Raw genomic sequence first — 13497 nt, 5'->3', positions numbered from 1 at the left:
GCCGCTATCGCTCAGGCGCTGGCGGCGAACTACCCTCAGCTACAAGGTCATGATCGGCCGCAACAACGCCTGGCCCTCGTACAACGCCGACAAATAGCGTTCGCGCATCTGCTCGGTGGTCATTCGCGAGGCATGGGTGGTGATGGTCAGGACCGCCTGCAACCGCCCTTCCCGATCGATCAGCGGCACGCTCAGCACACGCATCCCCACCTCGTATTCCTGATCCAGCAACACATACCCGCGCTCGCGGGCCAGGTTGATCTGGGCGCGCACCTCTGTCTCGTCGATCAAGGTATACGGGGTAATCGCCCGCAGCGGGTTACGCGCAAAATAGCCCGCCAGCGCTTCTTCATCGAGGCTCGCCAGCCATAGCCGACCGCTGCCGGTGCAGTACATCGGCACCCGCGAGCCGGGACGGATCGACAGCGACGCGATGTGGCTGTAGCGGCTGCGTACGATATGCACGATGTCGTCGCCATCACGCACCCCGACCGAAACATGCTCCTGAGTGGTTCGCGCGACCTGCTCGACGATCGGCCGCAGCATGCGCGGCAAAACCGCCGAATCGACGTAAGCCTGGCCGATGCGCAGGGCTTTGGCAGTCAGCCAGTAATAGCGGCCATCAGTTTGCGCATAGTCGTCATGCACCAGGGTCAGCAGGAAGCGCCGGGCGGCGCTATGGGTCATGTCGGCGAGCCGCGCCGCCTCGGGCACGCTCAGGCGCGGGTGGTCCTGGGAAAACAACTGCATCAGTGCCAGGCCTTTTTGCAGCCCGACGATCAGATCGCGCGAGTGGATAGTGGGCTGCTTCATGGCGCCTGCACTCATTAAAAGGATGAGTGCGATTATCGCATCGACAGCGCGATTATCAACCGATCTGGCGTTCACCTTGATTGTTGCTGCAAACCGCAGCTCGCACTATCGGCTCACAACAAAGCCAACCAGCGAGTGCTGCATATGATCAAGGGATCGACCCAACTGGTCGCCATCGTCGGCTCACCTATTGCCCAGGTGAAGTCACCGGAAAACTTCAATCGCTGGTTCGCCGAGCAAGGTCAGGACACCGCCATGCTCGCCATCGACCTGCAGCACACGGCCCTTGATGGCTTTGTGACGATGCTGCGCGGCTGGCACAACCTGCGCGGATGCGTGGTCACCGTGCCCTACAAGCAGCAGCTGGCCAGCCGCCTGGACGGCCTCAGCGAACGCTCCCAGGCGCTGGGCACGGTCAATGTGATTCGCCGTGAAGCCGATGGCCGTTTACTCGGCGACATCGTCGATGGCGAGGGCTTTCTCAATGCCGCGCGCAAGCAGGGCTTCGATCCGCGCGATAAAAACGCACTGGTGATCGGCACTGGTGGCGTTGGCAGCGCCATCGCCTATTCGCTGTGCCAGGCCGGACTGATCCGGTTGGCCATCAGCGACCTCGACGGCCGGCGTGTCGAAACGCTGGCTGAGCTGCTGCGCACCTCCTTCCCGCATATCGCCATCAGCGCCAGCCCCGCCTCGCTGGCCGAATTCGATCTGGTGGTCAACGCCTCGCCGGTGGGCATGGGCGCTACTGGCGACGGGCCGATGCCACTGCCGGTCGCGCTGATGCAGACCCTGCGCGACAGCACCCTGGTCGCCGACGTAGTCACGGCGCCGGCGCTCACGCCGTTCCTGTCGTTTGCCCGGGGCATGGGCTGCGCCATCCAGACCGGCCCGGAGATGGCCCTGGCGCAGTTGGGCAATCTCGGCCATTTCATGGGCGTGACTCCGCTGGATATCTGACCCGCAGGGTCAATCAGGTGACAGACATGAACAACAAAAATTATGACCTGATCGTGCTCGGCAGCGGCGCTGCCGGTTTCGCCGCTGCGGTAAGTGCCAGCAGCCTTGGCTTGAACGTGCTGCTGGTGGAAAAAGCCGACCGTTTTGGCGGTACATCGGCGATTTCCGGCGGTGCGGTCTGGCTGCATGACACCGACCAGGCGCGCGCCGCCGGGCTGCAGTTGCCGGCCGAGCAAATGCGCCTGTATCTGCAGCAGGTCATCGGCGCCAACTATCAGCCCGAACTGGTCGACGCCTTTATCGAACATGGCCGTGAGGCGCTGCGTTTTCTGCAACAGAACAGCGAACTCAAATACAGCCTGCGGCCGTTGTCGCCGGATTATTACCCGTACCTGCCCGGCGCGACCCAGAGCGGGCGCGCGCTGGAGATCGACGAGTACGACGGGCGCCGCCTGGGCGCGCAGTTCAGGCACCTGAAACAACCACCGGATGGCATGCTGCTGTTTGGCGGGATGATGGTCAATCGGGTCGACATCCAGCATTTTCTCAGCTGCAAGCGCTCGCTGCGTTCGCTCGGCCATTGCCTGAAACTGCTTGCGCGTTATGGCCTGGATCGTCTCAGTCACCCGCGCGGCACCCGCCTGACGGTCGGTAATGCGCTGATCGCGCGGCTGGCCACCACGGCATTTGCCAATTGTGTCGAGCTCTGGCTCGAGGCTTCGGCGCAGGCGTTGATCGTCGAGGACGGTGTGGTCAGCGGCGTGCGCATCCACTGGCGCGGCGAGGAACACGCCGTGCGCGCCAGGGGCGGGGTGCTGCTGGCCATGGGCGGCTTTGCTGCTGGCGAACACGCCGGGCAGTGGCGCCCGGCCAGTGCTGCGCCGCACTTGAGCATGTCGCCGCCAGCCAATGTCGGCGATGGCCAGCGCCTGGCGGCATCGGTGCAGGCAGCGCTGGGCGAGCAACTGGCAGCCAACTTCTTCTGGGCGCCGGTCTCGCGCCTGCGCAAGGCCGACGGCAGCGAGGAGCGCTTTCCCCACCTGGTCACCGACCGCGCCAAGCCGGGGGTGATTGCGGTCAATCAGGACGGCCAGCGCTTCGTCAACGAAGCCAACTCCTATCACAGTTTTGTCGAGGCGATGTTTGCCAACGGCGGAGCCAACGCGCCCTGCTGGCTGGTCTGTGACGGCGAGGCGCTGAACACCTACGGCCTGGGCCTGGCGCGACCGCGGCCGGTCGACAACAGCGCATTGATCGCAGCCGGCTACTTGCTGCGGGCCGATAGCCTGGCCGAGTTGGCCGCGCGGCTGGCGATCGACCCCAGCAAATTGGCGCAGACCGTACAGCGCTTCAACAACGACGCAGCGGCAGGCGTCGACCGCCAGTTCGGCAAGGGCAGCAATGCCTACAACCGCTATATGGGCGATCCGTTGCACACGCCCAACCCCTGCCTGAGGCCGCTGAACAAGCCGCCCTACTACGCCATTCGCCTGCACACCGGCGACCTCGGTTCGGCACGCGGGCTGATCACCAACGGCCAGGCCAATGTGCTCAACGCACAGGGCGAACCGATCGCCGGGCTGTATGCCGCCGGCAACGAAATGAACTCGATCATGGCCGGCACCTATCCAGGGCCGGGCATCACCCTCGGCCCTGCCCTGACCTTTGCCTATCTGGCTGCCAAAGACATCGCCGGGCGCCTGAATGGCGCCACCGCAACCACCTCAACCCACTCAACACAGCCCTCTGGAGAGCAGCATGTTCTATGAACTACGCACCTACACCCTGAAACCGACCAAGCTGGCTGACTGGCTGGCGTTGTACAAAAGCGCTGCGCTGGAAGTACAGCAAGAGCACCTGGGCCATCTGGTCGGCTTTTTCACCACCGAAATTGGCGAGGTCAACCAGGTGGTACACCTGTGGGCCTACACCAGCCTGGATGAGCGCACCGCCCGCCGCGCAGCAATGGCGGCCGACCCGCGCTGGCTGGAGTTCGCCCGCCAGAACAAAGCGCTCGATGCGGTAGTCACGCTGGAGTCGCGCCTGCTGCGCCCGACCGATTTCTCGCCGCTGCAATAACCGCGCAGGTCCCTAAGGCTCGCGCCCGCTCGGGCGCAGCCGCTTGTTCAAGCCATTACAACGGAGGCTGCCTTGAGCGCTTTGCCGTCGAACACTGCTGCCCTGTCGGCCAGTCAAACCCTGCAATGCGATGTGCTGGTGGTCGGCTCCGGCGCCGCGGGCCTGGCTGCAGCCGTCACCGCTGCCGAGCTCGGGCTGGAGGTCATCGTGGTCGAGAAGGCGCCGGTTTTCGGCGGCACCAGCGCCTGGTCCGGGGGCTGGTTGTGGGTCCCTGGCAATCCGTTGGCGGGCGCTGATGGCGGGGCCGCCGATATCGAGCAGGCGCGGCTCTACCTGTGCAACGAATTGCATTGTGATCAGCTCGATACGCGCCTGGAGGCGTACTTGCGCCACGGCCCGGAGATGGTCGGTTTCTTCCAGCAGCACACCGAAGTGAAATTTTTCTGCGGCAGCACGATGCCTGATTTTCACGCCAGCGCGGGCCATGCCAAAGGCGGCCGCTCGGTCTGCGCCGAGCCCTATGACGGCCGCGAGCTGGGGCCGTGGATCAACAAGCTGCGGCGCCCACTCGACCTGATCAGTCCGGCCGGCATGGGCATTGCCGGCGGCGCTGACCTGAATCATCTGCTCAATGCCAGACACCGCTGGCGCTCACTGCGCTACGCCGGCATGCGCGTATTGCGCCATGCCCGAGACATGCTTTGGCATGGCCGCGGCATGCACCTGGTCAACGGCAATGCGCTGGTCGCACGCCTGCTGAAGAGCGCCCTCCAACGCGATGTGCAGCTACTTGCCGAAACCCCTGTCCGCGCATTGCTCAGCGACGGCCAGCGCGTGCTCGGAGCGACGGTTGAGCAAGGCGGGCGACGTGTCCAGGTACACGCCAGGCGCGGAGTAGTGCTGGCATGCGGCGGCTTCCCCCACGATCGCCACCGCAGCGCCCAGTTGCTCGCTCACTGTGCCGACGGCAGCGAGCACTTGAGCGCCGCGCCAAAGGGCAACAGCGGTGATGGCCTGCGCCTGGGTGAAGGCGTCGGTGCGCAGGTGAGCGCCGACATGGCCCATGGCGCTGCCTGGGCACCGGTGTCGCGGGTGCCGCGTGCCGATGGCGGCTTCAGCGGCTTCGCCCACCTTATGGAACGGGCCAAGCCGGGCTTTATCGCGGTGCGGCAAAATGGCCAACGCTTCGTCAATGAGGCCGACTCCTACCACGATTTCATGTGCGCGCTGTTTGCCGCCACCGCGTCGAATGAAAGTCCGGTGGCCTGGCTGATCTGCGACCACCGCGCGCAGCGCCGCTATGGCCTCGGCTGGTCAAAGCCATGGCCGTTTCCGACCACCCCCTACGTGCGCCAAGGCTACCTGCACAAGGCGCCCACATTGGCGGCACTGGCCGGCCAGTGCGGGATCGATGGCGAGCAATTGCAAGCGACCGTGGCCCGCTTCAACCAGCATGCAGAACAGGGCCGCGACCCGCTGTTTCAACGTGGCGAATCAGCCTACAACCGAGCCCAGGGTGAACCCTTGCACGGCCCCAACCCGTCATTGGGCAGTGTCCGGCAGGGCCCGTTCTACGCGGTCAAGCTGGTGCCGGGCAGCCTTGGCACATTCACCGGGCTGGTCACCGATGCCCAGGCCCGCGTGCTCGACCAACAGCAAACGCCGATCCCTGGGCTGTTCGCGGTGGGCAATGACATGAACAGCATCATGCGCGGCTATTACCCCAGCGGCGGCATCACCCTCGGCCCCGGTATGACCTTTGGCTACCTGGCAGCGCGGATGCTGGCGGGCCAGAACCTTGGATAAACATGGCTGCAAGCCAGCACCCCTGCATGGCCAAAGGGTGTTTGGCTGTAGGCATAAGCCTGCCCTGATGTAGGCAAGATAGACAGGTTTCGTGCGTATAATGCGCGCCCCAATCTGATAAGCCTGACTGATAAGCCTGACCATGAAAAAACTGCTGTATGTCCTCGGGCTGAGCCTCGCGGTCATTTACCCCGCCTTCGCCACACCACCTGCCACCTTCACCGAAGCCAAAGTCGTCGCCAAACAGAAGATCTATCTGGACCAGGCCAGCAGCGCCATGGGCGAGCTGTACTGTGGCTGCAAATGGACCTGGGTCGGCAAGTCCGGCGGCCGCATCGACCCGGCGTCGTGCGGCTACCAGACCCGCAAGCAACAAAGCCGCGCCGAGCGTACCGAATGGGAGCACATTGTCCCGGCCTGGACCTTCGGCCACCAGCGCCAGTGCTGGAAGAACGGCGGCCGCGAAAACTGCGCCAACGACGATCCGGTGTTCAAGGCGATGGAAGCCGACCTGTTCAACCTCTACCCGGCCGTGGGTGAAGTGAATGGCGACCGCAGCAACTTCAATTACGGCATGGCCGCAAGCGTCGGCCCGCAATATGGCCAGTGCCAGACCCGCGTCGACTTCAACCAGCGCGCCGCCGAGCCGCGTGACGAGGTCAAAGGCCTGGTGGCACGCACCACCTTCTACATGTTCGATCGCTACAACCTGAACATGTCGCGGCAACAGCAACAGCTGCTGATGGCCTGGGACAAACAGCACCCGGTGACGGCCTGGGAGAAGGAACGCGACCGGCGCATCAGCGCCGTCATGGGCCATTCCAACCCGTTCGTGACCGGCGCCCGCAGCTGGACGCCGGGCTACAAGCCGGTGGCCGATGGCGTGGTCAGCAGTGTTCCGACGAAAGCAGCGCGCCCTGCTCCACAACCGTCACTGGCCAGTGCCAACACCGGCACAATCATCGGTAACCGCAACAGCCACGTCTATCACCTGCCCAGCGGCTGCCCGAGCTACAGCCAGGTCGCCAGCAAGAACCAGGTGACGTTCGACTCCGAAGCCCAGGCGCAGGCTGCCGGGTACCGCAAGGCAGGCAACTGCAAATAGCCGCTGGCTACTGCGCCAGGTGCTCCATGGCAATCTCCAGCCGGGGGTCATGGCGATACCCGGTCTGCCCTGCCGCTGGCGCGTCCTGCGTCGCTGAGGTGAGCCGCGAGTGTGAGCGATAGGCCAACGGGCTCACGCCGAGCTGGCGCTGGAAGCTACGGCGCATGCGCTCTTCATTGCCGAAGCCGCTGGTTTCGGCAATCCGCTTGATCGGCTCCTGGCTGGTCTCGAGCAAGCGGCAGGCAGCCTCGAGGCGCAAGGTCTCGACCGTCTGTGCCGGGGTGCCGCCGGTGGCTGCGGTGTAGGCGCGGGCAAAATGGCGCGGGCTCATACCGAACTTCTCGGCCAGGCGCTCGACGCGCAGATCACTGTCGAGGTTCTCGGCAATCCAGCCATGCAGGCGCACCAGGCGCTGATCACGGTCGCTACGCAGGGCATCGCTCTGCGCCTTGAGCGGTGCGCTGAGCTGGGCCTGCTCGGCCGAGCGGCGCAGAAACAGCGTGAAGTAGCGGGCCAGGGCCAGCGCAGCATGGGGGCCGAGGTCCTCCTCGACCAACGCCAGCCCTAGATCGATCCCGGCACTGGCGCCACCACAGGTCCACAGCGCGCCGTCGTGCAGGTAAAGCCCGTCGTGCTCGACGGTCAATGCCGGGTAACTGCGCTGCAGGCGCTCGGCAAACTGCCAGTGGGTGACCACCCGCCGCCCGTCGAGCAGGCCGGCAGCGGCCAAGGCAAACGCGCCGCTGCCAATCGAGCAGACGCGCCGCGCACTCGGCGCACGCCGTTGCAACCACGCAATCACCTCGGCGTCACGCTCCAGCGCGGCCACCCCCGGCCCGCCAATCACGATCAGCGTGTCCAGCACTGCCTCGGCCTCGACCTCCTGCAAAGAGCGGGTCATGACCCCAATACCGGAGATCGTCTCGACCTCGCCCCCTGCGGGCGAGGCCAACACCACCCGATACGGCGGGTTACTTGCCAACTCGCCAGCAAGTACCCGTGGCGCGGCGGCGAACACCTCCAACGGCCCGGCGGCGTTGAGCAGCAGTGCGCCGGGGAAGGCCAGCACCAGTACCGTTCGCGGCGCCGTCATGGCAGAAAACGAGGGGTGTTTGACATGGTGGGGACGAGGCCGCGTGGACATACTGAGGGCACTTTCCAATTCAAGAGCCCAGACGATGCCGACAAAATCGTTGCCTGCCAAGTACCTTGCGCGTCCCTTGGCACAGCTGTTGTTGACCAGCCTGCTGTTCGCCGCCCTGCCCGCTCAGGCAGCGTCGGTGGCCGAACTGGAGGTGGGTGACCAGAGCGGCTTGACCCAGGCTCTGCTGGCGGCTGCGGGTGAGGATCAAGGGCTGCCTTATCGCCTCGACTGGCATCCTTTTGCGGCCGGCACTGCATTGCTGGAAGCCCTGAACGCTGCGGCAGTCGATGTCGGCGTAGTCGGCAATGCTCCGCCCGTCTTCGCCCAGGCCGGCGGCTTCGATGTGCGGGTGGTAGCCGCTGCCGAAGGCGCGCAGAACAACAACGCCCTGCTGGTTCAGGGCAACTCGTCGATTAGCCAGGTAGCCGAGCTCAAGGGCAAACGGATTGCCGTGGCCAAGGGCACCAGCGGTCACTATCTGCTGCTGGCAGCGCTTGCCCAGGCCGGGTTGCGCAGCAGCGACGTCGAGCTGATCTACGCCAGCCCGGTCGATGCGCAAAACGCCTTCGCCAGCGGCAAGCTGGATGCCTGGGCGGTGTGGTATCCATTTGTCGGCCAGGCCACCTCACGCGGTGCGCGCAAGCTGCTCGACGGCAGCCAATGGCCAGAAACCGGCCTCAACTTCACCGTCGCCAGCCTCGCGGCGCTGCAAGACCCGGTCAAGGCCGAGCTGCTTGGCGACTTCATCCAGCGCCTGGCGCGCGCGCAGGACTGGGCCACCGCGCATCCCGACGCCTGGGCCGCGCAACTAGCCACAGTCACCCGCCTGCCGTTGCCCTTGCTGCAGGAGATGCTCGCCAGCCAGCAGCTGCACTACGTGGCGCTGGACCCACGGGTGACCGACCTGCAGCAACGTCTGGCTGACCGCTTCACCGAGGCGCGCTTGCTGCCCCGCCCGATCAAGGTCGCCGAGGCCTTCGACGACCGCTACAACCCGCTGTTGCCCCACCGCCCCTGACCTGAACCCCGCGCAGCATGCCGCACTCGTCGGCAGGGCCGCGCTCATCTGGAGAAAAGCCATGCCCGCACTCGACCGCACTACCTTGCGTCGCCATGCCACCGGCCTGATCGGCATCGACGCCGAACGTTCGGCTGGCGGCTACACCCTGTTTGCGCCGCAGACCGCCGACGGCAACGTGTACCTGATCAACCTGCGCGGTGAGCAGGTACACCACTGGAAACTGCCGCAGCGGCCCGGCCGCGATGCGGTGATCCTGACCAATGGCAACCTGGGCTACAACGGCAACCACCCAGACTCGGCAGAGCTGTTCGGCGGCTGGTCGGTCTGGCATGGCGGTGCCTTCAGCGAGGTTACGCCGGACGGCGAGGTGGTCTGGGAGTACACCGACCTGGCGCACCACCACGATGCCCAATGGCTGGCCAACGGCAACCTGCTCTACACCACCGTCGAGCCACTGCCGGCAGCGTTTGCGCAGCGCATCCAAGGCGGTATCCCCGGCAGCGAGGCCGCAGGCGGGGTGATCTATGGCGATGTGGTCAAGGAGGTCGACCGCAGCGGCACGCTGGTCTGGCAATGGCGCAGTTGGGAGCACCTGGCGCCGGAAGACTACCCGCTGCACGCCTGCTTTGAGCGCTATCACTGGCCGATGACCAACGCAGTTACTCCGGGCCGCGACGGCAAGGTCATTCTCAGCCTGCGCAGCGTGTCGGCGGTGATTGCCGTGGACAAGGCCAGCGACCGCGTGCTCTGGCGCCTGGGTCACGATCTGGTAGCCCAGCAGCACTGCCCAAGTGAACTTGAGGACGGGCGCATCCTGATCTTCGACAACGGCATCTCGCGGCCACACGTGTCGATGCCGCATTCGCGGGTCATCGAAGTCGACCCGCATACCCAGCGCATTGAATGGCAATACGCCGACAGCCCAGGCTATGCCTTCTTCACCCCGTTCATGGGCGGTGCCCAACGCCTGCATAACGGCAACACCTTGATCACCGAAGCCAACTTCGGCCGGCTGTTCGAGGTAACCCGCGCCGGCGAAGTGGTATGGGAATACATCAATCCGCACTTTGCCGCGTACCCGGACGCAGCCTCGCGTGCGTACCTGCCCGGTGAAAACAACGCGATCTTCCGCGCCCATCGCTATCAGGCCGCTGATATTCCCTGGCTGTGCGACTGAGCCAATACCCCCCAACCCTTGCGATCACGCTTACGCAAACCACGCGCAGCGAGAGGTGCCTCATCACTGGAGTTACCGATGAACCTGCGTTTTTCTCATCAGCGCCGCGCGTGCCTCTGGCCCCGGGTTATCCCCGGCCTGTTCGCGCTGGCGTGCAGCCCAAGCCATGCCGCAGAGCCGCTCGCAGCCTCGGCGCACGCCGACGACACGAGCCTGCAAACCGTTACCGTCAATGCCCGGCGCCGCGAGGAAGATGCGCAAAGCGTGCCCTCAGCGATGTCGGTGTTGTCAGCGCAGACCCTGCAGAACCAACGGTTGTACCGGCTGCAAGACCTGCAACAAGCCATGCCCAGCGTCAACGTCGCGTTCATGCATGCCCGTCAGTCGAGCCTGTCGATTCGCGGCCTGGGCAACAATCCGGCGAGCGACGGCCTCGAGGGCAGCGCCGGCATCTACCTCGACAACGTTTATCTCGGCCGACCAGGCATGGCCGTGTTCGACCTGCTCGACATCGAGCAGCTGGAGCTGCTGCGCGGCCCGCAAGGCACTTTGTTTGGCAAGAACACCACCGCCGGAGTGCTCAATATCAGCACTCGGCGGCCGACCTTCAGCCCCGAGGGCAGCGTCGCCACATCGATCGGCGAAGGCGGCTATCAGCAGACACACGCCAGCCTCGGCGGGCCATTGAGCAGCACCTTGGCAGGGCGCCTTTCGGCCTACCGCAGCGAAGAAAATGGCTACGTCGATAACCAGTTCAATGGTGAAACCCTGGGTGGCGGCACCCGCCAGGGCCTCCGTGGGCAATTGCTGTTAGAACCCAACGACAGCTTCAACCTGCGCTGGATCGCCGACTACAACGAAGAAGACTCCAGCGCAGGCACGCGCTCGTTGTTCAGCACCGGGCCGACCATCAACGGCGTCAACCGCTATCAGCAGCGCGCAGCAGCCGTGGGCGCAACGTTGGCCGAGGGCCGTCGGGTCAATCTGGATGCCGAACAGAACGTGCGCGTATTTCAGGGCGGCAGCTCGCTGGAAGCCAACTGGACCCTGCCGGGTGATTACACCCTGACCTCGATCACCGCCTGGCGCTGGTGGGATTTCACCCCGCGCAACGATGACGAGCTGAACGTACCGGTGATGCGCAATGTCGGCCAGTCGGCGCGCGACCGCCAGTATTCGCAGGAGCTGCGCCTGGCCTCGCCGCGCGGGGAGTTGTTCGACTATGTAGCCGGGGCTTACTACATGCGCCAGGAAATGCGCAATGAAGTGTTCACCGACTACGGCCCGCTCGCCGACACCTGGAACGGCACGCCTCAAGGCGCCTTGAACGATGTCTCCAGCCTGGGTAAGGGACGCATCGATACCGACAGCTTTGCCTTGTTCGCCCAGGGCACCTGGCACCTGACGCCGCGCCTGGACCTGAGCGCCGGTCTGCGCGGCACTTATGAGGTCAAGCAGGCGCGGGTCAGCCGTTTTGCGCCCAGCGGCGGCGCATCGGTGACGGGTGCTGCTGCCAACGTGCGCGCGGCGCGGCTGGGTGCTTACGACTCGGGCGACCTTGGCCTGTACAGTTTCAGCCCCTCGGCGCTGGTCAGCCTCGCCTACCACTTCAATGATCAGGTGATGGGATACGCGTCGTTGTCCCACGGCGAGAAGTCCGGCGGGGTCAACCTCAGCGTCGCCAGCGCGCCGGTGGCCGGCGCCGACTCGCTGTTGATTGGCAGCGAACGCGCCAACGATGCCGAGCTTGGTCTCAAGAGCAGCCTGTTCGATCAGCGCCTGCTGCTCAATGCCAACCTGTTCTGGACTGAGGTGCATGGCTACCAGACCAACGCCTACGATGGTGCCAACCTCACCAGCTACCTGACCAACGCCGGAGCGGTGCGCAGCCGCGGGCTGGAGCTTGAGTCGACGTTGCTGCCGACCCGCGGTCTGACCTTGAACCTCAACGGCTCGTGGAACGACGTGCGCTATCGCGACTACGTCGACGCGCCCTGCCCGGCTGAGGTCGCCTTGCAACCGGGCGCACCGGCCTCCTGTGATCTGAGCGGGCACGCGGTGGTCGGCGCCTCGAAGTGGATCTTCAATGCCAACGGCGCCTATGAATGGCAGGCCGGGATGTTGCGGCCTTACGTCAATGCCAGCTATGCATTCCGCTCGCACGCGGTCGGCACGGTGGATGACTCGCGCTTTGCGCAGTTGCCCAGTTATGCGGTGGTCAATCTTTCGGCGGGCGTGCGCGGCGACCTCGGCGACGGCCAGTGGGACCTGTCACTGTGGCTGCGCAATGCCGGCAACAAGACCTACTACAGCACCTTGTGGAACTCACCGAACGGTGCCTACACCGGGGTGTTGGGAACACCCCGCACACTTGGCGTCACTGGCCGCTACGACTTCTGAGCAACCGTCGCCACCTGCAGCGGGATACGCACGTTGAAGGTGGTGCCTTTGCCCACAGTCGACTCGACCTCGATGGTGATCGAGCATTTCACGCTGGTGTGATGCATCGCATCACAATAGACCATACCCACCGGGTACGACGCCAACAGCGCCTATCTTGATGCGTAGCGGTCCCTGTAGGAGCGGCCTAGTGTCGCGAAAGGCTCGCCAGCGGGCCCGACATTCTACGGTGCTGCACAAATCATGGGCCCGCTGCGCGAGCCTTTCGCGACACAAGGCCGCTCCTACACGTGCGCGTCAGCGCGGCTGCCACCGGTCGGCCTAGTATTAGTCTGCTTGCTTAGTACCCCCAATATGACTAATAGTTTGGTATTGCCATCGGAGGCACCAGCATGCGCGCACGTTTCGTCGTGGTTTCGGCTTTACCGATCAAGGAATATCACTACCGCAGAGCGGTAGGATTTTGTACCGCGCCGTCGTGCAACGGCTTTGACTTGTATGACACTGTCGCCAAGTTGCGTTTGACCCCCACCTACGCCAAGCGCGCAGACGCCCAGGCGGAATGCGCCAGGCGCAACGAAACCGCCTGCGCTTGAGCCATTCAGGCCATCAGGGCAGGCAGCGCACGAGCCATCAAGGCTGAAGCGCTGGGGTTGAGTTGGGTCTTTTTAAGCGCAACGCGCTTGACCCATTTGCAGGCGACAATCTCGTTGCCGGGTGCGGGTTTGGCACCCTCGAACAGTTGCGTGGTGAAGATATGATGGAGCACGCTGCCCTCTTCCAGGGTGCATAACTCCAGCAGTGCTTCGCAGTCGAGCCCAGTCTCCTCGCTCATCTCCCTTGCAGCCGCCTGAACCGGTAGCTCGCCCTGCTCGATCGCGCCGCCAGGAAAATTCCATTTGCCTCCCGACTTGCGCACCAACAGCACATTGCCTTCACGCAGGCAAATGACCGTGGCGCGGGCGCGAAGCTTAGCGGAGCCTGGCACAGGC

12 protein-coding genes are annotated in these 13497 nt (G+C 64.7%); 9 read left to right on the top strand and 3 right to left on the bottom strand.

The window, feature by feature from the left end:
- Positions 1-39: 39 nt before the first annotated feature.
- Positions 40-813 carry an IclR family transcriptional regulator C-terminal domain-containing protein gene (locus CXQ80_RS09240; RefSeq protein ID WP_101318663.1) on the bottom strand — a complete coding sequence of 258 codons (774 nt, stop codon included), beginning with the start codon at positions 811-813 and terminating at the stop codon, positions 40-42.
- Positions 814-957: 144 nt separating this feature from the next.
- Between CXQ80_RS09240 and CXQ80_RS09235 the strand changes: the two genes are divergently transcribed.
- From CXQ80_RS09235 to CXQ80_RS09215, 5 genes are all read left to right on the top strand, one after another.
- Positions 958-1773: a shikimate dehydrogenase gene (locus CXQ80_RS09235; protein ID WP_101318661.1), complete on the top strand. Its 816-nt coding sequence runs from the start codon at positions 958-960 to the stop codon at positions 1771-1773.
- A gap of 26 nt (positions 1774-1799) precedes the next feature.
- Positions 1800-3542 carry an FAD-dependent oxidoreductase gene (locus CXQ80_RS09230; RefSeq protein ID WP_101318659.1) on the top strand — a complete coding sequence of 581 codons (1743 nt, stop codon included), beginning with the start codon at positions 1800-1802 and terminating at the stop codon, positions 3540-3542.
- A complete protein-coding gene (locus tag CXQ80_RS09225; protein ID WP_101318657.1) occupies positions 3532-3852 on the top strand; it encodes an NIPSNAP family protein in 321 nt (106 codons plus the stop codon). The genes CXQ80_RS09230 and CXQ80_RS09225 overlap by 11 nt, the downstream gene beginning before the upstream one ends.
- 72 nt (positions 3853-3924) lie before the next feature.
- Positions 3925-5658, top strand: coding sequence for an FAD-dependent oxidoreductase (locus CXQ80_RS09220; RefSeq protein ID WP_256585723.1), 1734 nt, complete (start codon positions 3925-3927; stop codon positions 5656-5658).
- Between the two features lie 142 nt (positions 5659-5800).
- Complete coding sequence (locus tag CXQ80_RS09215; protein ID WP_101318655.1) at positions 5801-6763, top strand: endonuclease; 963 nt, start codon at positions 5801-5803, stop codon at positions 6761-6763.
- 7 nt (positions 6764-6770) lie between these two features.
- Here the strand turns inward: CXQ80_RS09215 and CXQ80_RS09210 are convergent, their stop codons facing one another.
- Positions 6771-7856 (bottom strand): GlxA family transcriptional regulator, encoded by a 1086-nt coding sequence (locus tag CXQ80_RS09210; protein ID WP_101318653.1) that lies wholly within the window; start codon positions 7854-7856, stop codon positions 6771-6773.
- Between the two features lie 85 nt (positions 7857-7941).
- On the opposite strand from CXQ80_RS09210, the gene CXQ80_RS09205 reads away from it, so the two are divergent.
- The 4 genes from CXQ80_RS09205 (at position 7942) to CXQ80_RS09190 (ending at position 13101) form a co-directional block, all read left to right on the top strand.
- The gene (locus CXQ80_RS09205; protein WP_101318651.1) at positions 7942-8925 is read left to right on the top strand and encodes an aliphatic sulfonate ABC transporter substrate-binding protein; all 984 of its coding nucleotides are present in this window, start codon (positions 7942-7944) and stop codon (positions 8923-8925) included.
- A gap of 61 nt (positions 8926-8986) precedes the next feature.
- Positions 8987-10105 (top strand): aryl-sulfate sulfotransferase, encoded by a 1119-nt coding sequence (locus CXQ80_RS09200; RefSeq protein WP_101318649.1) that lies wholly within the window; start codon positions 8987-8989, stop codon positions 10103-10105.
- 78 nt (positions 10106-10183) lie between these two features.
- Entirely contained in the window at positions 10184-12505 is a 2322-nt protein-coding gene (locus CXQ80_RS09195) for a TonB-dependent receptor (RefSeq protein WP_101318647.1), read from the top strand.
- Between the two features lie 392 nt (positions 12506-12897).
- Positions 12898-13101: a hypothetical protein gene (locus CXQ80_RS09190; RefSeq protein WP_101318645.1), complete on the top strand. Its 204-nt coding sequence runs from the start codon at positions 12898-12900 to the stop codon at positions 13099-13101.
- Between the two features lie 5 nt (positions 13102-13106).
- Here the strand turns inward: CXQ80_RS09190 and CXQ80_RS09185 are convergent, their stop codons facing one another.
- Entirely contained in the window at positions 13107-13493 is a 387-nt protein-coding gene (locus CXQ80_RS09185) for an NUDIX hydrolase (protein WP_101318643.1), read from the bottom strand.
- Between the last annotated feature and the right edge of the window lie 4 nt (positions 13494-13497).

Source organism: Pseudomonas sp. 02C 26 (assembly GCF_002843585.1).
In the GTDB taxonomy this organism is placed as follows: Bacteria; Pseudomonadota; Gammaproteobacteria; order Pseudomonadales; family Pseudomonadaceae; genus Aquipseudomonas; species Aquipseudomonas shirazensis.
This window is presented reverse-complemented; position numbering and strand designations above follow the sequence as displayed.

Bases quoted from the DNA above. Each gene is read 5' to 3' on its own strand.
- CXQ80_RS09230 (WP_101318659.1), top strand. From the start codon at position 1,800: ATGAACAACAAAAATTATGACCTGATCGTGCTCGGCAGCGGCGCTGCC.
- CXQ80_RS09195 (WP_101318647.1), top strand. From the start codon at position 10,184: ATGAACCTGCGTTTTTCTCATCAGCGCCGCGCGTGCCTCTGGCCCCGG.
- CXQ80_RS09240 (WP_101318663.1), bottom strand. From the start codon at position 813: ATGAAGCAGCCCACTATCCACTCGCGCGATCTGATCGTCGGGCTGCAA.
- CXQ80_RS09210 (WP_101318653.1), bottom strand. From the start codon at position 7,856: ATGACGGCGCCGCGAACGGTACTGGTGCTGGCCTTCCCCGGCGCACTG.
- CXQ80_RS09225 (WP_101318657.1), top strand. From the start codon at position 3,532: ATGTTCTATGAACTACGCACCTACACCCTGAAACCGACCAAGCTGGCT.
- CXQ80_RS09190 (WP_101318645.1), top strand. From the start codon at position 12,898: ATGCGCGCACGTTTCGTCGTGGTTTCGGCTTTACCGATCAAGGAATAT.
- CXQ80_RS09215 (WP_101318655.1), top strand. From the start codon at position 5,801: ATGAAAAAACTGCTGTATGTCCTCGGGCTGAGCCTCGCGGTCATTTAC.
- CXQ80_RS09205 (WP_101318651.1), top strand. From the start codon at position 7,942: ATGCCGACAAAATCGTTGCCTGCCAAGTACCTTGCGCGTCCCTTGGCA.
- CXQ80_RS09200 (WP_101318649.1), top strand. From the start codon at position 8,987: ATGCCCGCACTCGACCGCACTACCTTGCGTCGCCATGCCACCGGCCTG.
- CXQ80_RS09235 (WP_101318661.1), top strand. From the start codon at position 958: ATGATCAAGGGATCGACCCAACTGGTCGCCATCGTCGGCTCACCTATT.